This window comes from Actinoplanes sp. TBRC 11911, from assembly GCF_012933445.1.
GTDB lineage: Bacteria > Actinomycetota > Actinomycetes > Mycobacteriales > Micromonosporaceae > Actinoplanes.
The window spans coordinates 120917-145768 of record NZ_JABBNC010000018.1; the positions used below are offsets into that span (position 1 = coordinate 120917).

The following is a 24852-nucleotide window of genomic DNA, read 5'->3' on the forward strand; positions in this document are numbered from 1 at the left end:
AGGCCGCACCGGATGACCATGACCTTTGAGCCGTTCACCCCCGCCGATGGTTCTGACCAGGGCGGATACGGGGGACGACGGCGCGCCGAGGACCGCCCGGAGCAGCCCGGCTGGGTCGCGCAGACCCCACCGGCGGACCGATGGGCCGAGCCGGCCGACCCGTGGGGTTACGAGGCATCGCGCGATACGGGCGAATGGTCCGATCCGGGCGGGGTTGAGACCAGTTGGGCCGAACCGCGTCCGCAGGAGCGAGGGTGGGACCAGCAACCGAGCTGGCGCGCGGAGCTTTCCGCCGCCTACCCGGTGCAGTCGCCACCCACGGCACTGCCCGAGGAGCGCCGTCGCGGGTTCCGGGCCAAACCCGTCATCCTCGGCGTCGTCGTGCTGTTGCTTCTGGTGGCGGGGTGGGAGGCGTACCGGATCGAAAGCATGAGCAAGCACAACGCCGACCTCGCCTCGGTCCTGACCGCGGAGAAGACCCGCACCGATCGGCTGGAGAAGCAGCTCGCCGGCGTCTTCGACCCGGAGGCGGTGTCGTCCGGCGTGCTGCCCAGCGTCTTCCGGGTGCGGGCCGGCGAGTTCACCGGCACGGCCTTCTCGGTGGGCCGCAAGGGCGACGGGGCGAATCTGCTCACCAACTATCACGTGGTCGCGCAGGTGTGGACCAGCGGCGGGAAGTCGGTGTCGCTGGAACGCGGCTCCACCAAGATCACGGCATCGATCGTGAAGGTCGACAAGGGCAAGGACTTGGCGCTGCTGAAAGCCGGCCAGAAGATCGCGGGCCTGGCGCCGGCCGGCGGCGAGGTCAAGCCCGGCCAGCAGGTCGTGGTGGTCGGCGCGCCGCTCGGCCTGGACGACACGGTGACCACCGGCGTCATCAGCGCCTACCGTCCGGACGATCCGGACGGCGCGACCATCCAGTTCGACGCCCCGATCAACCCGGGAAACTCGGGCGGCCCGGTGGTCAACGCGGACAAGCAGGTCGTGGGCCTGGCGACCGCGAAGGCCAAGGACGCCGAGGGCATCGGCCTGGCGATCCCGATCAAGACGGCGTGCGAGACGTTCGCCGTCTGCTGACCCTCACGTGGCCGCCCGGTGATGGTCGGAAAGGGCCGTCACGCCGGGCGGCGGCAACCCCGCGGTGACCGCCAGCATCGCGCACCAGCCCAGCAGATGGGACGTCAGATCGTCATCGGTCGGCGTCCAGGACGCGCGCATCTCCAGGTCCGAGGTCGGTAGCGGCCCGGACAACTCGCCGAACCGTGTCGACGTGGTCTGCGTGATCGTCCCGCCGATCGCCGTGTACGCGGCGGCCTGCTGCTCCAGCGAATCGGTCAGCCACGTCCACGCCACGGCCGGCAGCAGCGGGTCACCGGCCATGTCCGGCTCCAGCTCGGCGGTGACCAGCGTGACCAGCCGGATGTTCCCGTGCCAGGCGTCGTGACCGGCGGGATCGTGCAACAGGATCAACCGCCCGCTGGCCACCTCGTCGGTGCTGCGCAGCACGGTCGCGGACAGCGCGAACGCGTACGGCGCGAGCCGCTGCGGCGCCGGGATCTCTTCCAGCAGGATGTCCGGCCGCGGTGACGGGACCCGCAGTCCGGCGACGGCGCGGGTGAACGCGTCGGGGGCAGCGGAGGGGGTCGCCATGGGGGAAGACTATGCCGATCTCGCGCACGGTTAGCCGATCGGCACGCCGCGAGTGTTTCGCGCCCGGCGTGAGCGGCCGCGCGGGGGAGCGTGGCACCATGGCGCGGTGACCTCAGCGACTCAGGAATCGGTCTTCGTACGGGCCTGTCGAGGGCTTGACGTAGAACACACCCCCGTCTGGTTCATGCGGCAAGCCGGGCGCGCACTCCCCGAGTATCGCAAGATCCGCCAGGGCATCGGCATGCTGGAATCCACCCGCCGTCCCGATCTGGTCACCGAGATCACCTTGCAGCCGGTCCGGCGGTACAACGTGGACGCCGCGGTCCTCTACAGCGACATCGTCGTGCCGATCGCCGCCGCCGGGATCGACCTGGACATCGTGCCCGGCACCGGACCGGTGATCGCCGAGCCGATCCGCACCCGTACCGACGTCGACCGCCTGACCCGGCTCGGCGACGTCGGCTTCGTCGCCGAGTCGGTCCGCCTGCTGACCGGGGAACTCGGCAAGACCCCGCTGATCGGCTTCGCCGGGGCGCCGTTCACGCTGGCCAGCTACCTGATCGAGGGCGGCCCGTCACGGACCTACCGCAAGACCAAGGCCATGATGTACGGGGATCCGCAGACGTGGCACGCGTTGCTCGACCGGCTGGCCGACATCGCGCTCGCCTTCCTGCGCGTCCAGATCGACGCCGGGGTCAGTGCTATCCAGCTGTTCGACTCGTGGGCCGGCGCGCTGTCCGAGGCGGACTACCGGGCGCATGTCATGCCGCACTCGGCGAAGGTGCTGGGCGGGCTCGCCGACGCCGGCGTCCCACGCATCCACTTCGGCGTCGGCACCTCGGTGCTGCTCGGCGCGATGGGCGAGGCCGGGGCGGACGTGGTCGGGGTCGACTGGCGCACGCCGCTGGACCGGGCCGTCGCGCAGATCGGCCTGGGTCGCTCGGTGCAGGGCAACCTCGACCCGGCGGTGCTGTTCGCCGGCTGGGAGGTCATCGAGCGGGAGGCGCGCCGCGTCCTCGACCAGGGCCGCGCGGCCCCCGGCCACATCTTCAACCTCGGTCACGGCGTGCTGCCGGAGACCGATCCGGACATGCTCACCCGGCTGGTCGCGCTGGTGCACGAGGAGAGCGCGCACTAGCTCACACAAAGTGCACCCGGGTGGCTGTACCGACACGCGACCTGAAAGGGTTGACACCGTGCGAAAACGGGTTGCGGTCATCGGCGGCGGCATCGCGGGCCTCGCGGCGGCGGCACGGCTGCGTGATCTGATGCCGGGCGACACCGAGATCATCGTGTACGAGCAGGGCGGTGCGCTGGGCGGCAAGCTACGCACCGGCGAGCTGGCCGGGCTGACCGTCGAACGCGGCGCCGAGTCGTTCCTGATGTCCGGCCCGGACGGCGACGAGTCCGCGGCGCTGGCCATGGTGAAGCGGCTGGGCCTGGCCGAGTCGCTGGTCCACCCGGCGCCGGTGCCGGCCGCGCTGGCGTTCGGCGGGCGTCTCGCGTCGGTTCCGGCGGGGACCCTGGTGGGCGTACCGGGAGATCTGAGCAAACTCGGCGATGTGGCGCACCTGGACGCCGAGCGTGACCACGACGAAGGCCGTCCGCTGCTCGCCGCGGGCGCGGATGTCGCGGTCGGTGAGCTGGTGCGGCAGCGCTACGGCGCCGAGGTCGTCGACCGGCTGCTCGATCCGCTGCTCGGCGGGGTCTATGCGGGACGCGCCGACCGGCTGTCGCTCGAGGTGACGATTCCGCAGCTGGCGGCGTCGGCGCGGGTCGAGCACACGCTGCGCGAGGCGGTGCGGGCGGCGCAGCGGCAACGGGCTCCGCGAGTTCCCGGGCGGCCGGTCTTCGGTGCGCTCGACGGCGGCATGGGCCGTCTGGTGGGTGCCGCGGCGGCGGCGAGCGGCGCCCGGATCAGCCTGGGCCTGCCGGTCCGCGAGCTGGCCCGCACCCCGCACGGCTGGCGGCTGCTGCTCGGCCCGGTCCCGGCGCCGCAGACCGACGACGTGGACGCGGTGGTGCTGGCGGTGCCGTCGAAGCCGATGTCCCGGCTGCTGAGCGAGGTGGCGCCGGACGCCGCCGAGCCGGTCGGGGCTCTCGACTACGCGAGCGTGGCGCTGATCGGCCTGGCCCTGCCCCCGGGCACGCCGCTTCCGGATCTGTCCGGCTTCCTGGTGCCGCCGAGCGAGGGCACCCTGGTGAAGGCGGCGACGTTTTTCACGCGCAAGTGGGCGCACCTGGGCGGGTCCGGTGCGCCGGTCATCGTGCGCGCGTCGCTGGGCCGGGCCGGTGAGCAGGAGCGGCTGCAGCTCGACGACGCGGTGCTGATCGAGACGGCCCGGCGCGAGCTGGGCGAGCTGATCGGCGGCGAACTGCCGCCACCGGCGGCGTCGTGGGTGCAGCGGTGGGGCGGCGGCCTTCCGCAGTACGCCCCGGGGCACCTCGAGCGGGTCACCGCGGCGCGCGCGGCACTGCCACCCGGGTTGGCGCTGGCCGGGGCGGCGCTGGACGGTGTCGGCATCCCGGCGTGTATCGCGAGCGGCGAGCGGGCCGCTGAGGTCGTCAGCAAGTCTTTGGAGGTCAGTCAGTGAGCGAGCAGAGCAACGCGGCGCGGATCAACGAGCTGAACGCGACGATCCGGTACACGATGTGGTCGGTCTTCCGGGCCTCGTCGGCGCTGCCGGGCGGGCGGGACGAGCTTTCCGCCGAGGTCGATGCCCTTTTCGAGCAGCTCGACGGCAAGGACGTGACGATCCGCGGCACGTACGACGTCTCCGGTCTGCGGGCCGACGCGGACCTGATGATCTGGTGGCACGCCTCGTCGTCCGACGCGCTGCAGGAGGCGTACGGGCTGTTCCGCAAGACCGCCCTGGGCCGGCACCTGACGCCGGTCTGGTCGCAGATGGCGCTGCACCGGCCGGCCGAGTTCAACAAGAGCCACCTGCCCGCGTTCCTGGCCGGTGAACAGGCCCGGGCGTACATCTGCGTGTACCCGTTCGTGCGGTCGTACGAGTGGTATCTGCTGCCCGACGAGGAGCGCCGGCAGATGCTGGCCGAGCACGGCCGGTTGGCGCGCGGCTTCCCGGACGTGCGGGCGAACACGGTGGCGTCGTTCGCGCTGGGTGACTACGAGTGGATGCTCGCCTTCGAGGGCGACGAACTGCACCGCATCGTCGACCTGATGCGCGAGCTGCGGGCGTCCACGGCGCGGCGGCACGTGCGCGAGGAGGTCCCGTTCTACACGGGCCGCCGCCGTTCGGTCAGCGAGCTGGTCGCGGCGCTGCCCTGAGCATGGGGACGTGCGGGATGCCGTCCTCGACGAACTCCGGCCCGCTCGGCTCGTACCCATATTTCGTATAAAAGCTGACAAGGTAGGACTGGGCGTCCAGCACACTCGGCCGGTTGCCGATGATCTTCAATGCCTCGTCGAGCAGCCGGCCGGCCAGTCCGGCGCCGCGGGCCGACTTCGCCGTCACCACTCGGCCGATTCGCTGCACGTCACCGTCGTGCAATATGCGAAGATAAGCCCGAATTTCGCCGTCCCGTTCGATCCACGCATGCCGGGTTCCAGGTTCGATGTCCCGTCCGTCCGGATCCGCGTAGGCACATTCCTGCTCGACCACGAAGACGTCACTGCGGAGCTTCAGGATCGCGTACAGGGTGCCGGCGTCAAGATCTGCGAAGGATGCGGTGCGAAGCTCGTCGTGCATGTGGCACAGCGTATTCGGCGTGCCGTCACCCGCAACGCGGCCGCCCGTTGTACGGATGGAAGCCCGAGCTGTGGAGGACTTCATGATCAAGAGAAGCAAGCTCTTCGGCAACAAGACCCGGGTGACCTTCTGTCTGCCCGTCGACGATCCGGCCGGCCCGATCAGCGTGGTCGGCACGTTCAACGGCTGGGAGCCCGGCCGGCACGAGCTCAAGCCGCGCCGCGACGGCACCCGCACGGTCAGCGTGACCATGCCGCCCGGCCACTACTCGTTCCGCTACCTCGGCACGGACGGCGTCTGGCTGGACGACGAGGGCGCCGACGGGGTCGGTCCCAGCGGCAGTGAGCTGCGACTCTAGGCGTTTCAGTCGCGCCCGCCGGGGGACTTAGAAGCTTTAGTGTTGCTCGCCAGCTCTTGTGCGATTAAAGCCCGAAAAAGTCTCATTTCTGGTTAATGTGAGGCATGACCACGTACGAGACCTCTGACCTGCACAAGCGCATCAGCCGGTACGAGACGGCACTCGAAGAACTCCAGGCGGCCCATCAGGACGTCCGCAACGTTCTTCATGATCAACTACTGTACGACCGCTGGCAGCAGATCGGCATGGAGCTGGGCTTCGTGCCGGGTGACCAGATCGGGGAGCGCTCCGACCGGGTCTCCCCGCAGATGCCGCAGCTGTCCGAGTCCTGGGCAGGGTGACCGCTCCGCCGATGTCACCCACGCCACCTGGGGTGGCGTCGGCGGAGCCCCCGGCGCTCGGGCTAGGTTTGCTGGCATGCCCGTCGACACCCAGTACGAGGACCTGCTGCGCCGGGTCCTGACCACCGGCACCCCGAAGAACGACCGCACCGGAACGGGCACGGTCAGCCTGTTCGGCGAGCGCCTGCGCTACGACCTGTCGGCGGGCTTCCCGCTGATCACCACCAAGCGGGTCCACTTCAAGTCGATCGCCGTCGAGCTGCTCTGGTTCCTGCGCGGCGACAGCAACGTCGGCTGGCTGCGCGACCAGGGCGTCACGATCTGGGACGAGTGGGCCGACGACAAGGGCGAGCTGGGCCCGGTCTACGGCGTGCAGTGGCGTTCCTGGCCGACGCCCGAGGGCGGGCACATCGACCAGATCTCCGGCATCCTCGACACGCTGCGCCGCGACCCCGACTCCCGGCGCATGGTGGTCTCCGCGTGGAACGTGGCCGAGCTCGGCGACATGGCGCTCGCGCCGTGCCACGCGATGTTCCAGTTCTACGTGGCCGACGGCCGGCTGTCCTGCCAGATGTACCAGCGCAGCGCCGACATGTTCCTGGGCGTCCCGTTCAACATCGCGAGCTACGCACTGCTCACCCGGATGATGGCCGACCAGGCCGGGCTCGCGCCGGGCGACTTCGTCTGGGTCGGCGGCGACTGCCACATCTACAACAATCACGTCGAGCAGGTGACCGAACAGTTGTCCCGTGAGGCGTACGAATTCCCGCGTCTCGATATAGCTAAACGTGATTCACTGTTCGACTACGCGTACGAGGATTTCCAACTCTCGGAATACAAATACCATCCGGCACTCAAAGCGCCGGTCGCCGTCTGACGATGACGGTGCACATGATTTGGGCGGAGGCCCGCGACGGAACGATTGGGAAAGACGGGACGATTCCCTGGCGGGTGCCCGAGGACCAGCGCATGTTCCGCGAGCTGACGATGGGCGCGACGGTGGTGATGGGCCGCGCGACGTGGGATTCCCTACCGGCCCGCTTCCGGCCGCTGGACGGCCGCCGCAACATCGTGCTGACCAGGGATCCGTCGTGGACCGCGGCCGGTGCCGAGGTGATCCACGAGATCGGGTCGGTGGACGTCTCCGCGGGCCACGTCTGGGTCATCGGGGGCGCCGCCATCTATCAGGCGTTCCTGCCGGTGGCAACACATATCGTGCGTACGCGGGTGGATCTGGACGTTCCCGGCGACGTCCGCGCGCCGTCTCTCGGTGACGACTGGCGGGTCGACCGCGATACTGGGTGGGTGACGTCGTCGAGCGGATTGCGGTACGCCACGCAAGAATTGGTCCGGGCCCGCTGAACCGGCTACTCTTCCGGGCCGACGGTAGGCGAAACCCATTCATCATGAATGGGAGGTAATGATCCTCCGCACCATCGCTCCATAGGGAGAGATTCCCATGCCGCAGCACACCTCGCCGGTGACGCTTTCCGTCGTCACACCGATGTACAACGAGCGCGAGGCGGTCGACCACTTCGTGGCCCGGCTGCGCCCGGTCCTGGACGGGCTCGGCGTGACGTACGAGGTCGTCGCCGTCGACGACGGCAGCCGGGACGCCACCGTCGCCCGGCTGATGCAGCTGCGCGAGGAGTGGGCGCAGCTGCGGGTCATCTCGCTGCGCCGCAACGTCGGGCACCAGACCGCGCTGCGCGCCGGCCTGCACTCGGCCCGCGGCGAGTACGTGGTGAGCATCGACGCCGACCTGCAGGACCCGCCCGAGGTCATCGGCGAGATGCTGGGCGCGGCCCGCGAGCAGGACGTCCACGTGGTGTACGGCGTGCGCAGCGACCGCTCCACCGACACGGTCTTCAAGCGCAGCACCGCCGGCGTCTACTACCGGGTGATGCGCCGTCTCGTCGGCCCGTGGGTCAACGACCAGGCCGGCGACTTCCGCCTGATGAGCCGCACCGTCGTCGACGTGCTGAACAACCTGCCCGAGCAGAACCCGGTCTACCGGCTGGTGGTGCCGTCGCTCGGGTTCTCCAGCGCCGAGGTCGCGTACGTGCGGGCCGAACGCGTCGCGGGCGAGACGAAATACCCGCTCAGCAAGATGATCAAGCTGACGCTCGACAGCGTGACCAGCTTCTCGGCCGCACCGCTGAAGATCGCGACCTGGCTGGGGGTGTTCGCCTTCGTGCTCTGCGTCGGGCTGATCATCGCGGGTCTCATCGCCTGGGGGTCCGGCACGGTGGTGCCCGGCTGGACGTCGCTCTACATCGCGGTGCTGCTCCTCGGTGGGGTTCAGCTCATCTGCCTGGGGCTGCTCGGTGAGTACATCGGGCGCATCTACGCGGCCACCCAGAACCGCCCGCCGTTCCTGATCGCCCTGGACACCGACACCCGTAAGGACAACGAGCCGGCGGAGTTCGCGAGCCCCTCGGTGCGCTGATCTGCTCGCCCACGGTGTGCCTTCGGAGGGCATAGGGTCGGGGGCATGCCGAAAGCCGCAGCGGAAGAGCACGAGATCGCCGGGCACACGGTCCGGCTCAGCAGCCCGGACAAGGTGGTCTTCCCCCGCAAGGGATACACGAAGCGTGACGTCTTCGAGTACTACCTCGCGGTGGGTGACGGCATCATGCGCGCTCTCCGCAACCGGCCGACGACGTTGCAGCGCTTCCCGGACGGCATCGAGGGCGAGATGTTCTTCCAGAAACGCATCCCGACCCGAGGCGTCCCCGACTGGATCCAAACCGCGAAAATCAAATTCCCCAGCATGCGTACGGCCGACGAACTGTGCCCCGCCGACCTGGCCCACGTCGCCTGGGCCGCGCAGATGGGCACGATCGTGTTCCACCCGTGGCCGGTCCGCGCCGCCGCCGTGGACAATCCCGACGAACTCCGCATCGACATCGACCCGCAGCCGAGCAACACGTTCGACGACGTGGTCAGCACCGCGCAGGTCTTCCGCGAGGTCCTCAGCGACCTGGGCTGGACCGGCTTCCCGAAGACAAGCGGAGGCCGCGGCGTCCACCTTTACGTACGGATCGCACCGCAATGGTCATTCGTCGAGGTGCGGCGCGCCGCGATCGCCCTGGCCCGCGAGGCCGAGCGCCGCAGCCCCGCCACGATCACCACCTCCTGGTGGAAGGAAGAGCGCGGCGACAAGGTCTTCATCGACTACAACCAGATGGCCCGCGACCGCACGATCGCCTGCGCGTACTCGCTGCGCGCCAACGCCCGCGCCACCGCGTCCGCCCCGGTCACCTGGGACGAGCTCACCGAGGTGGAACCCGACGACTTCGACCTGCGCACGATGCCGAAGCGCTTCGCCGCGATCGGCGACCCGCACGCGGCCATCGACGACGTAGCGCACGACATCACGCCGCTGCTGGAGTGGTCCCAACGCGACGAGAAGGCGGGCCAGGGCGATCTGCCCTACCCACCGGACCACCCGAAGATGCCGGGGGAGCCGCCGCGCGTCCAGCCGAGCCGCATCAACCCCGCTAACTGGGAGAAGGAAAGCTAAGTCGCGCCGCGCAATAAGGAAAGCTGAGCCGCGCCGCGCAATAAGGAAAGCCGCGCCGCGCAATGAGGAAAGCTAAGTCGCGCCGCGCGACGCGGAGTGCTCGAGCCTCAACCGGGTGTCACGCGGCGCGGACAGCCCGCACATGGCCTGCCAGCCGCCGCCGGCGAGCATCAACGCGCCCGCGGCCCTCTGGCCGAGACGTCCGAGCCTCTAAAACGAACGTTCGTTCCGCTTGGAAAACGAACGTTCGTTCCGCGACGGCCTTTGAACTACGCGTGCGCGCTCGAGCCGCGATCCCCAGCGAGGAGCTGAGCCCGCCCGGGGTGAGGGCCGAGCCTCATCGACTAACGAGCCTTATCGACCAACCGGAAGGCCGAGCTTCATGCCCTCGTGGGAGGCGACGAAGCCTAGCGACGCGTAGAAACGCTGCGCGTCGCCCCGGCGCTTGTCGGTGGTCAGCTGCGCGAGCACGCACCCGCGGTCGCGGGCCCGGCCCAGCGCGAACTCCATCAGCGCCCGCCCCCGCCCGCCGCCACGCCGGTCCGCGCGCACCCGGACCGCCTCGATGGTCATTCGCGAGGCGCCGCCGCGGCTCAGGCCCGGGGTGAAGGTCAACTGGCACGTGGCGACCACCTCGCCGGCTTCCTCGCCCACGATCAGCTCATTGTTCGGATCCGCGTCGATCTGCTCGAACGCCCGCCAGACGGCCTCGTCCGCCTCCTCGCTGACCGGGCCGCGGCTCCGCGCGATGTCATCGTCGCTCAGCATGGCGAGAACGGCGGGCACGTCATCCCGCCGCGCGATCCGAAATTTCACGCAGGCAGTCTAGGGCGCCCATCCCGCCGATCAGGTCGCGCCGCGAAGAGCCCTGCCCGCACCCGGCACCGTCCGCCCTCGCCGCGACCTCGCCCACCTCCTGCCTCGAGCTCGCCCAGCTCCTGCCTCGAGCTCGCCCAGCTCCCGCCCCAACCTCGCGCCGCTCTCGCGTGATCGACATGTTCAGACCTGGGCGACGGGGCTGCGCGGTCACCGAGCGCTCGGGCACGATGACCCAATGCGCTTGCTGCTGATGCCCTTCCGGCGGGCCTATCGGGTGATCGTCTGGCTGGCCAACTCGCCGCGCACGCTGATCCTCTCGTACGCGATCCTCATCGTGATCTGTGGCGCGCTCTACCACCAGTTCGAGCCGGGGGCCTCCTTCGGCGACGCCGTGTGGTGGGCGGTCGTCACGGCGTCGACGGTCGGCTACGGCGACATCTCACCCGAGACGTGGCAGGGCCGCGCGGTTGCCGGCCTGCTCATCTCGATCATGGTGCTGGTGGTGATTCCGCTGATCACCGCTCACTTCGCGAGCCGGCTGATCGTGGACGCCGACGCCTTCCGGCACGAGGAGCAGGAGGAGCTCAAGAACAACCTCCGGCGCGTACGGCAGCTGCTGGAAGCCGTCGCCGAGCGTGAGGGGATCACTGTGGCGGACAGCGCAGTCCCTCCTGCGGCACCTTCAGATCGATGAGGTAGTCGTCGACCGCGTTCACGATGCAGGGCGTGCTCGGGTACGCCGTGTGGCCCTCGCCCTCCCAGGTCAGCACATGGCCGACGCCCAGCATGTTCGCCAGCTCCGCGGTGTTCTCGTACGGGGTGGCGGGGTCGCCGGTGGTGCCGACCACGACGATCGGCGGCGCACCGACGGCGGGGCCGGTCGGGTACGGGTCGCGGGCCTCGGAGTAGTACGCGCAGTTCAGCATGCCGATCGCGAGCGTGGCACCGAACAACGGGTACTTCTTGCGCCACTCGCCCTGCAACTGCCGGATCTGGGCGACCGTCGGCACCTCCTTGGCGTCCGAGCAGTTGACCGCGAAGTTGGCGTCGAACAGGTTCGAATACGTTCCGTCCGGGTTGCGCTCCGCGTACTGGTCGGCGAGGTCCATGACGCCCTTGGCGTTGCCGGTCTTGAGCTGGGCGATCGCGGTGGCCAGGGCGGTCCAGCCGGTCTCCGTGTACAGCGACGAGGTCACCGCCGTCATGATCCAGCCCTGGGTGGCGCTGCGGCCGTCCGCGTACTTGACCGGGTTGGTGGCCGCCGCCGCGATCGCGTCGGTCACCGCCTTGCGGGCGTCGGGCGCGATCGCGCACTTGTTCGGCGTCTGCGTGCACCAGTTGGTGAAGTTCGTGAAGGCGCGCTCGAAGCCCATCGCCTGCGACTCGGAGCCCTGGACCGCCGTCTGCTTGGGGTCGACCGCGCCGTCCAGCACCAGCGCCCGGATCTTCGTCGGGAACAGTTGCGCGTACGTGGCGCCGAGCAGCGTCCCGTACGAGAAGCCGAGGTAGCTCAGTTTGTCGTCGCCGACCGCGGCACGCAGCGCGTCCATGTCGCGGGCCGCCTGCTCGGTGGAGTAGAACTGCAGCTGGTCCGGGTATTTCGCTTCGCAGCCGGCCACGATCTTCTGCTGCAGCTTGCTGATCGAGTCGAACTGGGCCTGGGTCACCGGGTCGGGCGGGGCCCCGAAGTTTGCGTCCTGATCCTGCGGCGAGATGCACTGGACCGGGTCGGACCGGCCGACGCCGCGCGGGTCGAAGCCGATGATGTCGAACTGGTCGGTGACCTGCTCGGGCAGACCACCGAGGGCCGAGCCGAAGGACAGGTAGACCGCCAGGTCGATGCCGGAGCCGCCGGGGCCGCCCGGGTTGATCAGCAGCGAGCCGATCCGGTTGGTCTGCTTGTCCGACCGGACGCGGATCATCGCGATCGACATCGTCTTGCCGTTGCTCGGCTGGTGCCAGTCCTGCGGAACGGACACCTTCGCACAGTCGTAGGACATGCCCTGGGCGCCGCGGCCGACCAGGTCGCGCGGCACGTCCGGGCAGGGCTGCCAGTTTGCGGTGCCGGCCGCCTTGGCGGCCGGGGACTGGGCGCCGGACTGCGGCGTCGCGCCGGAACCGTTGGGCGCGACCGTGGGCAGCGTGCACCCCGCGGCGGCTAACAGGACCGTGGCCAGTAAGGCGACGATCATGCGGGAACGGCGCTGCAGCATGCGCGACCCTTTCGTCCGGGGCGGGTTGGGCCCAAGGCTAGCCGGTGCCTGTGACAAGTGACCTCACCGGCTGCTGAGCACCTCGGCAAGATCGAACCGCACCGGGCGCTCCAACTGCTCGTACGTGCACGTGCGCGGCTCGCGGTCCGGGCGCCACCGCTCGAACTGGGCGGTATGCCGGAACCGGAGGCCCTCCATATAGTCGTAGCGGACCTCGACCACCCGCTCCGGGCGCAACGGCACGAACGACAGGTCCTTACCGTTGTTCCAGCGGCTCATCTCGTTCTTGCGCGGGGTGCGTTCGCCCTGCTCGTGCGCGGCCCAGTTCCACGGGTGCCCCTCGAACGTGGTCACCAACGGTTGCATTTCCCGAAAAAGCTCTTCCCGTACGGACATAGGGAACGAACCGATGACACCGACGGAGACCAGAATGTCCCGTTCGTCGTAGAGGCCGAGTAACAGCGAGCCGATCCGGTCGTCGCCCGACTTGTGCAGGCGGTACCCCGCGACCACGCAGTCCGCCGTGCGCTTGTGCTTGATCTTCGTCATGACCCGCTTGTCCGGCTGATACGTCAGGTCCCGACTTTTCGCGATAAGTCCGTCCAAACCGGCGCCCTCGAACTCGGCGAACCACCGTTCCGCCGTCGCCAGGTCGTCGGTGGCCGGCGTGACGTACACGGGAGGCTTGGCGTCTTTCAAAACCTCCAAAAGGCGTTCCCGCCGTACGCCAAAAGGCAGTTCAGTCAGATCCTCATCGCCGACCGCCAGCAGGTCAAAAGCGACGAACCCGGCCGGCGTGTGCTCGGACAGCATCTTGACCCGGCTGGCCGCGGGATGGATGCGCTGCTGCAGCGCCTCGAAATCAAGCATGTTGCGCTCGGTGTCGGCGACGATCACCTCGCCGTCGATCACCACGCGCTCCGGGAAGTTGGCCAGGACGGCCTCGACCACCTCGGGAAAATAGCGGGTCATCGGCTTCTCGTTGCGGCTGCCGATCTCGACCTCGGTGCCGTCCCGGAAGATGATCGAGCGGAAGCCGTCCCACTTGGGCTCGTAGATCTGGCCCGGCGGGATCTCGGCGACGGGCTTGGCCAGCATCGGCTTGACCGGCGGATTGATCGGCAGCTCCATGGGCCCAGTCTGCCGTGTCCGCCCGAATCCGGAAGCCCCAGTCGCCGGTGTTCAGACCGTTCGGCCGACGCCCACCAGCAAAGACGCCCAGCGGCCATCAGCCCGAGATCGGCAGCGAACCCACCTCGGCGATCTCCTCGGCTCCCACCGGGCACTGCCACACGACCCGCTCCCCGTGCGCCGCGACGGTCAGCGGATGCGTGCCGGGATGCCGCGGGCAGGGCGGCCAGTTCGTCGGCAGCCTCCGCGCCCAGAGATCCTCCACCGCCCAGTCCTGGACCCGACTCGCCAGCTCCACGAGGGGCAGCGACGGATCGACGCCGGTGCGGGAGCCGTCCACGCCGTACAGGAAAATGAAGTCGGGTGTCTGGGTGATGGCCGCGGGGGTGATGCCACCGGGCACGGCGAGGTCGCGCAGCACGAGATCGAGATTCACCGGACGAGCAACTCCAGCAGGCGATCGAGTTCGGCGGACGGGTCCTCGGCCAGGCCCATGTGCACCGGACCGGCTCGCAGGATAGTGCTGCGCGGGGCGACCAGCCAGCGGAAACGCTCACCGAGTTTCATGTCGGCGGAGGCGCCGTCGCCGACGCACATCCGCTGCCAGGAGTCGAGGGCGGCGCGGATGGCCGCGATGTCGGCGCCGGGATCCAGCGCGAACAGCCGCTCGGGGTGCAGGTGGGTGCGGGCGGCCAGGAAGTCGTGGCGCTGACTGTAGAGCAGAACTCCCACGTTGATGACCTCGCCGCGTTCGATGCGCGGAACGGCCTGGATCACGGCGTACTCGTAAGGGGTCTTCATGGCAGCCACGCCTCCGGCTCCGCAGCCCTCTGGGACAAGTGCGACAAATACCGATTTTTGTCGCCGTCGTCAAGCCACTCGTCCGGAACCAGCGCGATGGCCTCTTCCAGCAGCTCCGGTGTCAGCCGGGCAGCGAGGGCGGGCCCTTCCGTCTTGACCGCGGTGGCGTACGGCTTCAGAACGTGGTCGTCCCAGGAGTACGGCCGGTGCACGACGTTCTCCGCGCGCGGCCAATTGTGGTGAAAGTAGAGCGTCGCGCCGTGGTCGATCATCCACAGGGCGTCGTGCCAGACCAGCAGGTTCGGATTGCGCCAGCTGCGGTCCACGTTCTCGGTGAAGGCGTCGAACGCGACGATCCGGGAGGCCAGCGCCTTATCCACCGGGTGCGCGACCGGGTCGAACCCGAGAGCGCCCGGCAGGAAGTCCATGCCCAGGTTCGTGCCGGCGCTCGCCTTGATCAGCGCCTGGATCTCCTCGTCCGGCTCGGCGCGCGCCACCACCGGGTCGAGCTCCACCACGGTCAGCTCGGGGACCGGCAGGCCGAGCCGGCGGGCGATCTCCCCGGAGATCACCTCGGCCACGAGGGCCTTGGGTCCCTGCCCGGCGCCGCGGAACTTGACCACGTACGTTCCCAGGTCGTCGGCCTCGACGACACCGGGCAGAGACCCACCCTCACGCAGCGGCGTGACGTAACGGATAGCGGTGACCTGTCGCAACACGCCGTTACATTAGCCAGGCCCCTGGCGCCGGAGTTCGTCGACCTTGGACATGGCGCCGCGCAGGTCGGACAGCCATTGGTCGCTGTGCTGCCCGACGAGCTTGACGCACCAGGCCAGCGCCTCCGACCGGGACCGCGCCACGCCGGCGTCGACCAGCGTGTCCAGGATCTGGCGCTCGGGCTGGCGCAGCCGGGTCATCACCGGCGCGGACAGGTGGGTGAAGAGCTCGTTGGTGTCGCCGCAGCGGATGCCCCAGGCGACCTTGCGCTGGTAGCGGTGCTCGATCTGGCGCGCGACCCGGATCCGGTCGTCGCGCGTGTCCTCGCGGAACTGGCTGATCCGGCCGCCCTGCGCGGCGGCCTTGTCGGCGTCGGTGGCGTCGGCGCCCAGATCGGGCTCCGGCAGCCGCCCCCAAATGATGATCTCGTCCCGATCGATGACGACTTCGGGCCGCTCGGTGAACCAGCCATCCGGGATGGCACCGGTCACCCAAGCGGGGGCGTCGTCCGCGTCGGGAGGTTCGACGCGCCCGTGAGGCGCACTTGGACGGAATCGCATGATTACATGCTTACACCGTTGCAGGCGTTAAAAGAAGGGCCCGGCGAATGCCGGGCCCTTCTTTCGTTCGAAGCCGCAGCGGCGTGACGGCGCCGCGTGGCCTCAAGCGGCGCGACGGCGCCGCGTGGCGTCAGGCGGCGTGACGGCGCCGCGTGGCGTCAGGCGGCGCGACGGCGCCGCGTGTACCAGACCGAGGCCCCGCCCGCGGCCACCATCAGGATGCCCAGCGAGATGACCGCACCCATCGGCGCGCCCGTCACCGGGAGGTTGTGCCCCGCGCTCACGCCGCCACCGGGCGTGGTCGCCGCGGCCGCCGGCGTGCTCGGGGTCTCCGAGGCGTTCTGCACACCCGGCGGAACCGTGTCGGTGCTGGCGGTCGGAGTCGGCGCGGTGGTGGCCGGCGTCGTCGTGGCCGGCGTCGTCGCGGCCGGCGTGGTGGTCGTCGGTGCCGGCGAGCCGTAGCCCGGCTTACCCCGGCTCGGCGTGGTCGTGGCCGGGCCCGCGCCGGGCTGCTCGGGGGTCTCGGTCGCTCCGTAGCCGCAGTTCCCGCGGTCGGCGTCGGCGCACGGTGTGGCGGCAACGGCCGGGCGCTCCGCCTGGACGCTCGTGGCGGCCATGGCCGGCGCCCCGCTGATCGCGAGAGCGGTGAGGACGGTCAGGCCGGCGGTGGGCAGCCCGGCGGCGACAATCCGGCGAAGAGAGCTCATGAAGGGTTATCCGTTCTGTTTGCGTATTTCCAGGTTCGAAGGGAGCTTAACGGGATATGCCCGATTTACCCGTTAAGTCGCCTCGGCGGGTCATCATCCCGGAAGTCCACCAAATCGGTGACTACGCCACAGAGAGGACAAAGCGAACATTTTTCCTTCGAAACGGGGGTCGGCCGCGAACAACTCACCGCTGTACGGCGCCCGGAGCTGCAGGTTCGCCCCCGACTCAAGATAGAGCGACACCACGGTCCGTCCGCCGCGCCGCTCCGCCCGCAGGTCGACCACCTGGTTCCAGGTCGCCATCCCCGACCCGGTCTGGATGCCGCCCGCACAGATCCGCACCTTCGTACGGCGGCAGGCCGGCGTCCCGATCAACGCACCCGTCAGCAGCGGCCCGACCACCAGCATCGCCCACAGCCAGACCGGCGGCGCGGCCCCCTCGGTCCAGGCCAGCACCGCGACGGTCACCAGCAGCGCGACCGAGATGCCGAATGCCGAGACCATCGCACCGAGGTAGAGACCGCGGCCGAGAGCCTGCTGCCAGGTGGGCCGAAACGTGGGGGATGCATCGTCCATGCAAGGCCCAACGGCGGCGGTCACGCCCTCACCCGCACGCGAAGTGCGTCGTACAGTTGATGACATGGCAACCAATGACACCGCCCTGCCCCGCACCGAGGAGGAGTGGCAGGTCCGCCTGTCGCCGGACGAGTTCCGCGTGCTCCGCCAGGGCGCCACCGAGCGGGCGTGGACCGGCGAGTACGTAGACACCAAGGCCAACGGCATGTACGAGTGCCGCGCGTGCGGCGCCGCCCTCTACCCCAGCGACTACAAGTTCGACTCCAACTGCGGCTGGCCGTCCTTCGACGACGCCATCCCCGGCGCCGTGAAGGAGATCGACGACTACAGCATGGGCATGGTCCGCACCGAGATCCGCTGCGCGAACTGCGACTCCCACCTGGGCCACGTCTTCCGCGGCGAGCACTTCACCGCCAAGAACACCCGCCACTGCGTCAACAGCCTCTCCCTGCGCCTGCAGCCCAAGGACTAACCCAAGAGGTACGAGGCAGCGAACCGCAACTCACCTCTTCAGCCCGGCCGGGACTCCCCAAGCGCCCCCTGCGCCAGCCCCGGCCGGCGCGCTCCCACACTCTCCCTGCGCTTGCTGCTTGCCGGTGCGTTCCCGCGCTCTCCTCGCGCTGGCTGCTGTCGGTGCGTTCGCGCGCTCTCCCCGCGCTGGCCGCCGTCGGTGCGTTCGCGTGCTCTGCGTGTGTCGGTTGCTGTCGGTGCGTTCGCGCGCTCTCGCCGCGCCGGCTCCGGCCGGTGCGTTCGCGCGCTCTCCCCGCGCCGGCCCCCGACCGATGCTCTCCCGCACTCTCCCTGCAAGCACGCGCATGTGCCAACTCTCTGACCGGCACGTGCCCTCACGCCTCCATGCCGGCCCCGGTCGAGCGGGCTCCGCTCCCGCACCAAGGCGTCCGCCCGGGGAGACGCGTTTCGCGCGGCCCGTGCGTCAACCCCCGACCTCTCCGGCCCGCTGATCGACACGGCCCGGGTAGCGGCGCCGACGCGATCGGACGGCCTCGGACCGACATGTTCCTGACGCGCTTCACCCCCGCGTCGCCGAAATTGGCACGCGAATCGCGAATGTCGGTAATGCTGGAATTTCGCACCACCAGCGCCGACGGCTTCTTGGTAGTTTTGCCGCCTTCCCTGATTCCGGGCGCGCGAATCCTGTGCGCACACGAGTTCCACATAAAGGCATTGCTGGGCACATAGTGCGGTGGGGCGTTGGAGCGGATTGGCGTTAGTATTGAATTCGCGACCAGCGCTGTGTGGCCAGGCGAGGCGCGCATATTCGCGGCGCGCGTGCGGATGCGATTTCTGCCGGTGGGCAGAAATCCGATGATTCGGCAGTGGACATAGGGCTCGCCGTGGACGGCGAGCTCGTGCGTGCGCGCTGGCTGGCGCTGGACGCCTGCGTCGTGCGCGCCTGCAGGCTCGCTCTCGACGGCGCGCTCGCTCTCGACGGCGCGCTCGCTCTCGACGGCGCGCTCGCTCTCGACGGCGCGCTCGCGGTCGACTACGGGCTTGTGATCGGTATGCGACGCGCGGTCAACTGCCGGCTCGTCGTCGACGGCCGGCCCATGGTCGGCGTACGGCTCGCCGTCGATCGTCGGCTTGTGGTCGGTGGGCTGCCTGCGGTCGATTGCGAGCGCATGGTGGGCGTGCGGCTTGCGGTCGATCGCGAGCGCGTGGTCGACGGACGGCTTGCGGTCAACTGGGAGCGAGCGGTCGGTGGGCGGCTCGGGGTCAACCGGCTCGTGGCCGGCGGTCGGCTCACGGTCAACTGTCAGCTCGAGGGCAACTGCGGGCTTGTGGTCGGTGCGCGACGTGCGGTCAGCCACTGGCTCGTGATCGGAATAGGGTGTGCGGTCGACTGTCTGCTCGTGGTTGGTGTGGGGTGTGCGGTCGACTGTCTGCTCGCGGTTGGTGTGCGGCGTGCGGTCAACTGCCTGCTCACGATTGGTGGGCGAGCCGCGTTCGACCACCGGCTTGTGGTTGGAGGTCGGCTCGCGGTCGAGCGGCCGCTTGGGGTCGACGGCCAGCGCGCGGTCGGCTGCCGGGTCGCGCTCCGGCCGGCTGCGCGCGTTGGGTGACCGCCGGCCGTTGTCGGTGCGAGCAGTGTCGCGTGGGCGAGCTGGGGTCGGGGTGCGCCTCGGTTCGGGTGTGCGGTTTGGGGGGCGGGTGCGTTCGCTTCGGGAAGGCGGGTCGGCTGGCCGCTTCCGGGGCCCCGGCGCCTGCGGAAGGGGGGAATCGCCATGGAGACGGCGCCATTTTGCTTCGTGCCGCCTTGCTAAACCCCACGCGCGGTGGCGCTCATGGTCGCGGCGGAATTGCTCAGCTTCGGGAGAATATTTGCGTGACCGCGTCCGGTCGCGCATCGCTGCCAATTCTGCCCGGGTGAAAATCTCTAGCTGCCGCACAAAAGAATTCTCCCATTCGCACGCCTGTCCGCCAGTTATTGATCATGCCGAATCAAAAATATGCCGAATGGCTGAATTGCCTCGGCCATTCAGCCGATGGCCCGACGTTGATGATCGCGGTTGCCAATGCAGACAACCCGCGTGTCGTCATCTCACGCGTTCTCTGTCTGCTGCACTTTCGGTCGAGGGCGAGATCTGACCGGGCCTCGCCAGCGGTCGGGAGCCGACTTCCGCCCAGGCTGCTGAAAGTGGCTTCGGCGGATCGGCCGGGCAGGCGACTGGTCAGGCAAAGATCGGCGGCCTTGCAGATCGACCGGGTGGGTGGCTGGTCGGGCAGGGGGTTGGGCTGCGTGGGGGATCGGTCGGGCGCCGCATAGCGGGGTCCGCAGGCGCTGCGAGTGTGAAGAGTCAGGCGGGTGACTGGTCAGGCAGGGGGTCGGTTGTCTGGCTGATCGGTTGGGGTGCCACACAGTGGGCGCGGCGAGTGTGAAGAGTCGGGCGGGTGACTACGGCGTGTGTGTGGCGGATCGGTCGGGTGCTCCCATAGCGGTCGGTCGACGCGGCGAGTGTGGAGAGCCGGGCCGGTGACTGGTCAGGCAGCGGCCGCGTCGGGGACCGGCCGGACCGGCAACCACTCAGGCAGCGGGGATCGGCGCCCCGGTGGCGGACCGGCCGAACGGAACAAGACGAAGTTCGGACGCGACGACATGGTCAAGCTGGTTGCCGCCTCGATCGAGGAAGGCCTCCAACGCGCCAGCCAGGGTGGGGAGGCGCGCCAAACAGTCATCAACCTGCCGGCGAGGCATAGCCAGGCTAGGAGCCCCCATCCCGCCGCGTCCAAGGCGCTGCACCGCGGCGCAGCCACGCGTGAACCCCCACCGCCGGGACTACCCCTACGGCGTACCAAAGGAGGTCTTGGGGGTCGAAACTCACCCCTAACGCCAGCCGCGCCAGCATGCTGCGCGCCGACAGAGCAGCGGGGATGCCGGTCAGCTGAAAGCACTCGACACCCCAGCAGAAGACGAGGGCGGCTGCCGCTCCGACCAGCGGCGACGTGCGCGGGCGCAGGACGAAGACACCCGCGTACACCATGGCGGCGTACAGGGCGGTTCCCGAATACTGCGACAAAGCACCCGAGCTGTCCACGACACGCTGCCCGTTCAAGTGACGTACGACCAGGGCCGTTGTCAGGAAGAGAAGAACCGCTGCCAGACCTGCCACGCGAATGCGCATCAAAGGACGAACGCGTCCGTCCACAGCTGCCGCGACCGGCCGGACAGCGCGTCCATCAAGGCGATCGCCTGGTTATCGGTCAGGCCGGCCACGAAGTCCACCACCGCACGGCCGCGGGCCTGCTCGAGGTGGAACGGGGTGCCGTCGGGCAACTCGGCCTCGGCCAGCTCCACCAGGTCCTGCAGGCGGCGCGGGATGCGTTCGGACTCGTCGGGGTCGGTGAGCCAGGAGAGCAGGGCGTCCACCAAGGAAGCGAGCAGGCGTGCCTGGCCGCGCTGGTGCAGGGCCAGGTCGGGGCGGGCCAGGACGAAGCGGTTCTGGACGAACTTGAGGATCTGGACCTCGTGCCACTGGGCGGGGGCGAGGTGGACGTGGCCGGAGCGTACGGCCGGGGAGTCGGTCAGCTCGATCGACTCGACCAGGCGCTGGGTCCAGGTGGCGGAGAAGGCGGCCACCCTTGACTCGGCCTCCAGCGAACCGTCGAAAGGCTGGGCCAGCAGGCCGTCCACCAGCTCGGCGCGGACCAGCTCGATCGCGGCGGTGAAGGCCTCGTCGTCGGCCATCCAGGCGTCCTTGCGGTGCAGCTGGCGGCGCAGCGACTCGATGGCGCCGCCGGAGCGGTTCAGGTCGGTGTCGCGGCCCCAGCGCTGCCACGCCATCAGCTCGGTGGCGACCGCGCCCTGCTGCAGGACGCCGACGCGGTGCACGTCCTCCAGGTCGTGGATGGCGTACGCGATGTCGTCGGCCGTGTCCATCACGGACGCCTCGAGGGTCTGCTGCCAGTCGGCGACCCGGCCGGCGAACGGCTGCCGGGCGGCGCGCATGTCCTCGGCCTCGGTGGAGTAGGCGCCGAACTTGGCCGAGCCGCTCTCCGGGTCGTCCGGCGGTGGGGCGGCGCCGCGCGGGGCCGGGTCCATGAAGCGGGGATCGCCGTGCCTGGTCCAGGGGTATTTGAGGATCGCGGCGCGTACGGCGTTGGTGAGGTTCAGGCCGATCGTGGCCTGGCCGCGGATCTCCGTGCTGGTGACGATGCGGTACGACTGGGCGTTGCCCTCGAAGCCGTCGCTCAGCCGGAGCCGCTGCCGGGCGAGACGGTCCAGGACGCGTTCGCCGAGGTGGCCGAACGGCGGGTGGCCGAGGTCGTGCGCCAGAGCGGCGGCCTCGACCACATCAGGGTCACAACCACCCAACTTATCCGATAAATCGGATTTGTCCGAAAAGCGCTCCGCAACAGCCCGCGCCACCTGCGCGACCTTCAAGCTGTGCGTCATCCGATTGTGCACCAGCAAACCGGCCCCACCCGGGCTGATCACCTGGGTGACGCCGGCCAGCCGCGCGAAGAACGGGGACGAGACGATCCGGTCGCGGTCCACCCGGAACGGGCTGGCCGCCAGGTCGCCGGGCGCCACCAGAGAATCGCCGAAGAGGCGTTGCGCCCGCGGATCATCCATCCCCGTCAGACTACCGGGCCTGCAGGGCGTCCAGCGCCACGGCCATGGCCCCGACGAGCCGGCGGTCGACCTGCGGGTCGTGGATCGTCACCACGTACCGGTCGCGCAGGCCCCACTTCTTCACCACGCTGAACGCCGGACGGTCGCCGCCGATCACGAAGTCGAAGTGGTACGGCAGCCAGGACAGCGAGTCCACGAAGCGGCGCAGCACCGCCACCGTCATGTTGCGCTCGCGGCCCACCATCTCCGCGTACCCGGGCTGAATCAGGTGCCACGTGGACCGCAGCAGCGACTCCTTGAAGTTCTTGCGGAACTCGCCGATCCCCAGCCCGGAAGCGTCCACCACGTCGTAGGTGGCGCCCAGGTCGATCACCTGGCGGGCCTTGAAGCCGAGCACCGGCGTCTGCTTGGTGTCGTCCGTGTAGAGCGTCACCTGCTCCTTGAACGCCAGTCGCTTCTGCTGGGCGAAAGCGAGCAGTTCGGCCTCCGATCCGTCGGCGGCGACGGCGTGAATCTCGTATTGGTTGACCATCAGGCGGATGCGCTGACGGACTATTAGTTGCTGCTGCGTCTGCAGGGTGTCGACGGTCACGGCCGGGGAGTGTGCCATAGATGAATGCTTTGTCGGTAGCGAGATCACTAGTGGGCCGTCAAACTGTCGGGATGGCAAAGGGCAGACGATTAGCGATCTTGGCGGGCACGGCGGCACTGGCGTACTGGGTCGCGAAGGACATTCCGCGACAAATGGGTGCGAAAGCGAGCGGTGCCCGATTAGCCCGGATGGAATCCTCCCCGCAGTACGCCGACGGCCAGTTCCAGAACTCCGTTCCGTCCAGCGTCATGGCCCCGATGTCGCGCTCCGACATGTTCTCCGCGTTCCTGCGTGACCGCGAGCGGCGGCACCCCCGCCTGCCGATCCCGGTGGTCCACGAGGCTCCCGTACGCGACGCCGACGGCCTGCACGTCACCTGGCTCGGCCACTCCTCGGCGCTGGTCGAGATCGAGGGCCACCGTGTCCTGCTGGACCCGGTGTGGAGCGAGCGCTGCTCCCCGTCGAACCTGGTCGGCCCCAAGCGCATGCACGAGCCGCCGATGGCGCTGCGCGACCTGCCCCCGCTCGACGCCGTGGTGATCTCGCACGACCACTACGACCACCTGGACATGCCGACCATCCAGAACCTGGCCGACCTGCAGGGCGCCCCGTTCCTGGTCCCGCTGGGCGTCGGCGCGCACCTGGAGCGCTGGGGCGTGCCGGCCACCCGGATCATCGAGCTGGACTGGAACGAGACCCACAAGATCGCCGGGCTGGAGTTCGTCTCGACCGCCGCCCGGCACTTCTCCGGCCGCGGCTTCACCCGCAACGAGACGCTCTGGTCCAGCTGGGTGATCAACGGGCCGACCCGCAAGGTCTTCTACAGCGGCGACACCGGCTACTTCGCGGGCTTCGCCGAGGTCGGCGCCGAGCACGGCCCGTTCGACGTCACGCTGGTGCAGGTCGGGGCGTACGCGGACGGCTGGCCGGACATCCACATGACGCCGGAGGACGGCGTGGCGGCCCACCTCGACGTGCGCGGCGGCCTGATGATCCCGGTGCATTGGGGCACGTTCGTGCTGGCCATGCACGAGTGGCCGGAGCCCGCCGACCGTGCGTGGCAGGAGGCCAAGGCCCGCGGCGCGCGCCTGGCCGTGCCGCGCCCCGGCGAGCGCGTCGACGTCGACAACCCACCCGCGCCGGACGGCTGGTGGCAGCAGATCGCCTAGCGCGGCACGCAGACGCGCACGGCGCCCGGAGCCACCGACGCCTCGAAGCTCTTCGTCTTGGTCCGGGCGCCGCCGTCCAGCTCGTACTCCATCTTCGACGCCAGCTTCACCGAAATCTTGCGGGCGCGCGTGGTGCGCACGAACGGTGAACTGTCCGAGCGCCCGACCGCCATCGTGCCCAGCGCCCGCGCCCACTGCAGCGCACCCTGCGCGGTGGCGACGCCGACGTCCAGCCATCCGTCGTCCGGCCGGGCGTCGTCGAACGCCCGGATCCCCCCGGTGATCGTGCCGACGTTGCCGATGAGCACACAGCTCGCCTCGTCGTCGAACCATTTCGTGCCGTCGATGCGCACCGTCGCGGTCGGCGCCTCGCCGTTGACGTGCCGCAGACCCGTCCAGACGTACGCGAGCTTGCCCAGCCGATCCTTCATCTTCCGGTCGGCGTCGTTGATCATCGCGCCGTCGAAGCCGATGCCGGCCATCACCCCGAAGTACTCGCCGTCGAGCTTGCCCATGTCGATGCGCTTGCGCCGGCCGTGCATCGCGATGTCGACGGCCTGCTCCATGTCGGTCGGAATGCCCAGGTTGCCGGCCAGCAGGTTCCCGGTCCCGGCCGGCATGATCGCGACCGGGGTCTTGGCCTTCTCCCGCGCCACGACGTCGAGTGTGCGCTGCACCATGCCGTCGCCGCCCCAGACGACGAGCAGGTCCACATCGGCCTTGAGCGCAGCGTGGACCTGCTGGGGTGCCTTCTTGCTCTTCGGCACCTCAAACCACAACATTTCCCGTACGCCTGTGCTGGTGAGCCGGCGCCGGAGCTCGTCGAGTCCGCCACCCAGCGTCTTGCGGGAATGCGCGACCACGGCAATCGATCGGGGGGTGTCCAT

At 69.5% G+C, this 24852-nt stretch carries 29 protein-coding genes; 14 read left to right on the plus strand and 15 right to left on the minus strand.

Annotated elements, in window-relative coordinates:
• Positions 1 to 12: 12 nt before the first annotated feature.
• A complete protein-coding gene (locus HH310_RS43275) occupies positions 13 to 1077 on the plus strand; it encodes a S1C family serine protease (RefSeq protein ID WP_248294341.1) in 1065 nt (354 codons plus the stop codon).
• A gap of 3 nt (positions 1078 to 1080) precedes the next feature.
• Here HH310_RS43275 and HH310_RS23825 read toward each other — a convergent pair whose 3' ends face one another.
• Positions 1081 to 1650: a DUF3000 domain-containing protein gene (locus HH310_RS23825; RefSeq protein ID WP_169177838.1), complete on the minus strand. Its 570-nt coding sequence runs from the start codon at positions 1648 to 1650 to the stop codon at positions 1081 to 1083.
• Between the two features lie 106 nt (positions 1651 to 1756).
• Between HH310_RS23825 and hemE the strand changes: the two genes are divergently transcribed.
• From hemE to hemQ, 3 genes are read left to right on the plus strand one after another with little or no spacing between them, the layout of a single operon-like run.
• Complete coding sequence (hemE, locus tag HH310_RS23830; RefSeq protein ID WP_312034283.1) at positions 1757 to 2788, plus strand: uroporphyrinogen decarboxylase; 1032 nt, start codon at positions 1757 to 1759, stop codon at positions 2786 to 2788.
• A gap of 58 nt (positions 2789 to 2846) precedes the next feature.
• Entirely contained in the window at positions 2847 to 4244 is a 1398-nt protein-coding gene (gene hemG, locus HH310_RS23835; protein WP_169177840.1) for a protoporphyrinogen oxidase, read from the plus strand.
• On the plus strand, positions 4241 to 4942 hold the full coding sequence (gene hemQ / locus HH310_RS23840) for a hydrogen peroxide-dependent heme synthase (protein WP_169177841.1): 702 nt from the start codon (positions 4241 to 4243) through the stop codon (positions 4940 to 4942). Before hemG ends, hemQ begins: the two co-directional genes overlap by 4 nt.
• Here the strand turns inward: hemQ and HH310_RS23845 are convergent.
• The gene (locus tag HH310_RS23845; RefSeq protein WP_169177842.1) at positions 4914 to 5363 is read right to left on the minus strand and encodes a GNAT family N-acetyltransferase; all 450 of its coding nucleotides are present in this window, start codon (positions 5361 to 5363) and stop codon (positions 4914 to 4916) included. The two genes, hemQ and HH310_RS23845, sit on opposite strands and share 29 nt — an antisense overlap.
• A gap of 82 nt (positions 5364 to 5445) precedes the next feature.
• On the opposite strand from HH310_RS23845, the gene HH310_RS23850 reads away from it, so the two are divergent.
• From HH310_RS23850 to ligD, 6 genes are all read left to right on the plus strand, one after another.
• The gene (locus HH310_RS23850; protein ID WP_169177843.1) at positions 5446 to 5721 is read left to right on the plus strand and encodes an isoamylase early set domain-containing protein; all 276 of its coding nucleotides are present in this window, start codon (positions 5446 to 5448) and stop codon (positions 5719 to 5721) included.
• A 104-nt stretch (positions 5722 to 5825) separates the two neighbouring features.
• Positions 5826 to 6062 carry a hypothetical protein gene (locus HH310_RS23855; protein ID WP_169177844.1) on the plus strand — a complete coding sequence of 79 codons (237 nt, stop codon included), beginning with the start codon at positions 5826 to 5828 and terminating at the stop codon, positions 6060 to 6062.
• Between the two features lie 76 nt (positions 6063 to 6138).
• On the plus strand, positions 6139 to 6939 hold the full coding sequence (locus tag HH310_RS23860) for a thymidylate synthase (RefSeq protein WP_169177845.1): 801 nt from the start codon (positions 6139 to 6141) through the stop codon (positions 6937 to 6939).
• Between the two features lie 14 nt (positions 6940 to 6953).
• Positions 6954 to 7424, plus strand: coding sequence for a dihydrofolate reductase (locus HH310_RS23865; RefSeq protein ID WP_248294357.1), 471 nt, complete (start codon positions 6954 to 6956; stop codon positions 7422 to 7424).
• Positions 7425 to 7521: 97 nt separating this feature from the next.
• The gene (locus HH310_RS23870) at positions 7522 to 8511 is read left to right on the plus strand and encodes a glycosyltransferase family 2 protein (protein ID WP_169177847.1); all 990 of its coding nucleotides are present in this window, start codon (positions 7522 to 7524) and stop codon (positions 8509 to 8511) included.
• A gap of 45 nt (positions 8512 to 8556) precedes the next feature.
• Positions 8557 to 9588, plus strand: a complete 1032-nt coding sequence (ligD, locus tag HH310_RS23875) for a non-homologous end-joining DNA ligase (RefSeq protein ID WP_169177848.1) — start codon at positions 8557 to 8559, stop codon at positions 9586 to 9588.
• Positions 9589 to 9942: 354 nt separating this feature from the next.
• Here the strand turns inward: ligD and HH310_RS23880 are convergent, their stop codons facing one another.
• The gene (locus HH310_RS23880; RefSeq protein ID WP_169177895.1) at positions 9943 to 10356 is read right to left on the minus strand and encodes a GNAT family N-acetyltransferase; all 414 of its coding nucleotides are present in this window, start codon (positions 10354 to 10356) and stop codon (positions 9943 to 9945) included.
• A gap of 286 nt (positions 10357 to 10642) precedes the next feature.
• Here HH310_RS23880 and HH310_RS23885 point away from each other — a divergent pair, with 286 nt between their 5' ends.
• Positions 10643 to 11101 carry a potassium channel family protein gene (locus tag HH310_RS23885; protein WP_169177849.1) on the plus strand — a complete coding sequence of 153 codons (459 nt, stop codon included), beginning with the start codon at positions 10643 to 10645 and terminating at the stop codon, positions 11099 to 11101.
• Here HH310_RS23885 and HH310_RS23890 read toward each other — a convergent pair.
• The 8 genes from HH310_RS23890 to HH310_RS23925 form a co-directional block, all read right to left on the minus strand.
• Positions 11052 to 12620, minus strand: a complete 1569-nt coding sequence (locus HH310_RS23890; protein ID WP_211192523.1) for an alpha/beta hydrolase — start codon at positions 12618 to 12620, stop codon at positions 11052 to 11054. The genes HH310_RS23885 and HH310_RS23890 overlap by 50 nt on opposite strands.
• A gap of 63 nt (positions 12621 to 12683) precedes the next feature.
• A complete protein-coding gene (locus HH310_RS23895) occupies positions 12684 to 13751 on the minus strand; it encodes an ATP-dependent DNA ligase (RefSeq protein ID WP_169177850.1) in 1068 nt (355 codons plus the stop codon).
• A gap of 97 nt (positions 13752 to 13848) precedes the next feature.
• The gene (locus tag HH310_RS23900; protein ID WP_169177851.1) at positions 13849 to 14187 is read right to left on the minus strand and encodes a hypothetical protein; all 339 of its coding nucleotides are present in this window, start codon (positions 14185 to 14187) and stop codon (positions 13849 to 13851) included.
• Positions 14184 to 14552: a DUF3037 domain-containing protein gene (locus tag HH310_RS23905; RefSeq protein WP_169177852.1), complete on the minus strand. Its 369-nt coding sequence runs from the start codon at positions 14550 to 14552 to the stop codon at positions 14184 to 14186. Before HH310_RS23905 ends, HH310_RS23900 begins: the two co-directional genes overlap by 4 nt.
• A complete protein-coding gene (locus HH310_RS23910) occupies positions 14549 to 15271 on the minus strand; it encodes a HipA family kinase (protein WP_169177853.1) in 723 nt (240 codons plus the stop codon). Before HH310_RS23910 ends, HH310_RS23905 begins: the two co-directional genes overlap by 4 nt.
• A gap of 9 nt (positions 15272 to 15280) precedes the next feature.
• Positions 15281 to 15829: a hypothetical protein gene (locus HH310_RS23915; RefSeq protein WP_169177854.1), complete on the minus strand. Its 549-nt coding sequence runs from the start codon at positions 15827 to 15829 to the stop codon at positions 15281 to 15283.
• A gap of 158 nt (positions 15830 to 15987) precedes the next feature.
• Positions 15988 to 16536: a hypothetical protein gene (locus HH310_RS23920; protein WP_169177855.1), complete on the minus strand. Its 549-nt coding sequence runs from the start codon at positions 16534 to 16536 to the stop codon at positions 15988 to 15990.
• Positions 16537 to 16629: 93 nt separating this feature from the next.
• Positions 16630 to 17112: a hypothetical protein gene (locus HH310_RS23925; protein WP_169177856.1), complete on the minus strand. Its 483-nt coding sequence runs from the start codon at positions 17110 to 17112 to the stop codon at positions 16630 to 16632.
• Between the two features lie 64 nt (positions 17113 to 17176).
• On the opposite strand from HH310_RS23925, the gene msrB reads away from it, so the two are divergent.
• Together msrB and HH310_RS23935 are read left to right on the plus strand one after the other, a co-directional pair.
• Positions 17177 to 17584: a peptide-methionine (R)-S-oxide reductase MsrB gene (gene msrB, locus HH310_RS23930; protein WP_169177857.1), complete on the plus strand. Its 408-nt coding sequence runs from the start codon at positions 17177 to 17179 to the stop codon at positions 17582 to 17584.
• A gap of 865 nt (positions 17585 to 18449) precedes the next feature.
• Positions 18450 to 19193, plus strand: a complete 744-nt coding sequence (locus HH310_RS23935) for a hypothetical protein (protein ID WP_169177858.1) — start codon at positions 18450 to 18452, stop codon at positions 19191 to 19193.
• A 1140-nt stretch (positions 19194 to 20333) separates the two neighbouring features.
• Here the strand turns inward: HH310_RS23935 and HH310_RS23940 are convergent.
• The 3 genes from HH310_RS23940 to HH310_RS23950 form a co-directional block, all read right to left on the minus strand.
• On the minus strand, positions 20334 to 20666 hold the full coding sequence (locus HH310_RS23940) for a DUF2809 domain-containing protein (RefSeq protein ID WP_211192524.1): 333 nt from the start codon (positions 20664 to 20666) through the stop codon (positions 20334 to 20336).
• Positions 20667 to 20752: 86 nt separating this feature from the next.
• On the minus strand, positions 20753 to 22204 hold the full coding sequence (locus HH310_RS23945) for a deoxyguanosinetriphosphate triphosphohydrolase family protein (RefSeq protein WP_169177860.1): 1452 nt from the start codon (positions 22202 to 22204) through the stop codon (positions 20753 to 20755).
• Positions 22205 to 22214: 10 nt separating this feature from the next.
• On the minus strand, positions 22215 to 22796 hold the full coding sequence (locus HH310_RS23950; RefSeq protein ID WP_169177861.1) for a hypothetical protein: 582 nt from the start codon (positions 22794 to 22796) through the stop codon (positions 22215 to 22217).
• Positions 22797 to 22867: 71 nt separating this feature from the next.
• Between HH310_RS23950 and HH310_RS23955 the strand changes: the two genes are divergently transcribed.
• Positions 22868 to 23965, plus strand: coding sequence for an MBL fold metallo-hydrolase (locus tag HH310_RS23955; protein ID WP_169177862.1), 1098 nt, complete (start codon positions 22868 to 22870; stop codon positions 23963 to 23965).
• Here the strand turns inward: HH310_RS23955 and HH310_RS23960 are convergent.
• Positions 23962 to 24852, minus strand: a complete 891-nt coding sequence (locus HH310_RS23960; protein WP_169177863.1) for a diacylglycerol kinase family protein — start codon at positions 24850 to 24852, stop codon at positions 23962 to 23964. The two genes, HH310_RS23955 and HH310_RS23960, sit on opposite strands and share 4 nt — an antisense overlap.

What these genes read in the sequence shown, in the direction of transcription:
- HH310_RS23905 (WP_169177852.1), bottom strand. Translation starts at nt 14,552, where the DNA reads ATGAAGACCCCTTACGAGTACGCCGTGATCCAGGCCGTTCCGCGCATC.
- HH310_RS23870 (WP_169177847.1), top strand. Translation starts at nt 7,522, where the DNA reads ATGCCGCAGCACACCTCGCCGGTGACGCTTTCCGTCGTCACACCGATG.
- HH310_RS23920 (WP_169177855.1), bottom strand. Translation starts at nt 16,536, where the DNA reads ATGAGCTCTCTTCGCCGGATTGTCGCCGCCGGGCTGCCCACCGCCGGC.
- msrB (WP_169177857.1), top strand. Translation starts at nt 17,177, where the DNA reads ATGGCAACCAATGACACCGCCCTGCCCCGCACCGAGGAGGAGTGGCAG.
- HH310_RS23880 (WP_169177895.1), bottom strand. Translation starts at nt 10,356, where the DNA reads ATGCTGAGCGACGATGACATCGCGCGGAGCCGCGGCCCGGTCAGCGAG.
- HH310_RS23850 (WP_169177843.1), top strand. Translation starts at nt 5,446, where the DNA reads ATGATCAAGAGAAGCAAGCTCTTCGGCAACAAGACCCGGGTGACCTTC.
- HH310_RS43275 (WP_248294341.1), top strand. Translation starts at nt 13, where the DNA reads ATGACCATGACCTTTGAGCCGTTCACCCCCGCCGATGGTTCTGACCAG.
- HH310_RS23845 (WP_169177842.1), bottom strand. Translation starts at nt 5,363, where the DNA reads ATGCACGACGAGCTTCGCACCGCATCCTTCGCAGATCTTGACGCCGGC.
- HH310_RS23915 (WP_169177854.1), bottom strand. Translation starts at nt 15,829, where the DNA reads ATGCGATTCCGTCCAAGTGCGCCTCACGGGCGCGTCGAACCTCCCGAC.
- ligD (WP_169177848.1), top strand. Translation starts at nt 8,557, where the DNA reads ATGCCGAAAGCCGCAGCGGAAGAGCACGAGATCGCCGGGCACACGGTC.
- HH310_RS23825 (WP_169177838.1), bottom strand. Translation starts at nt 1,650, where the DNA reads ATGGCGACCCCCTCCGCTGCCCCCGACGCGTTCACCCGCGCCGTCGCC.
- HH310_RS23945 (WP_169177860.1), bottom strand. Translation starts at nt 22,204, where the DNA reads ATGGATGATCCGCGGGCGCAACGCCTCTTCGGCGATTCTCTGGTGGCG.
- HH310_RS23895 (WP_169177850.1), bottom strand. Translation starts at nt 13,751, where the DNA reads ATGGAGCTGCCGATCAATCCGCCGGTCAAGCCGATGCTGGCCAAGCCC.
- HH310_RS23890 (WP_211192523.1), bottom strand. Translation starts at nt 12,620, where the DNA reads ATGCTGCAGCGCCGTTCCCGCATGATCGTCGCCTTACTGGCCACGGTC.
- HH310_RS23960 (WP_169177863.1), bottom strand. Translation starts at nt 24,852, where the DNA reads ATGGACACCCCCCGATCGATTGCCGTGGTCGCGCATTCCCGCAAGACG.
- HH310_RS23855 (WP_169177844.1), top strand. Translation starts at nt 5,826, where the DNA reads ATGACCACGTACGAGACCTCTGACCTGCACAAGCGCATCAGCCGGTAC.
- HH310_RS23885 (WP_169177849.1), top strand. Translation starts at nt 10,643, where the DNA reads ATGCGCTTGCTGCTGATGCCCTTCCGGCGGGCCTATCGGGTGATCGTC.
- HH310_RS23865 (WP_248294357.1), top strand. Translation starts at nt 6,954, where the DNA reads ATGATTTGGGCGGAGGCCCGCGACGGAACGATTGGGAAAGACGGGACG.
- HH310_RS23955 (WP_169177862.1), top strand. Translation starts at nt 22,868, where the DNA reads ATGGCAAAGGGCAGACGATTAGCGATCTTGGCGGGCACGGCGGCACTG.
- HH310_RS23925 (WP_169177856.1), bottom strand. Translation starts at nt 17,112, where the DNA reads ATGGACGATGCATCCCCCACGTTTCGGCCCACCTGGCAGCAGGCTCTC.
- HH310_RS23860 (WP_169177845.1), top strand. Translation starts at nt 6,139, where the DNA reads ATGCCCGTCGACACCCAGTACGAGGACCTGCTGCGCCGGGTCCTGACC.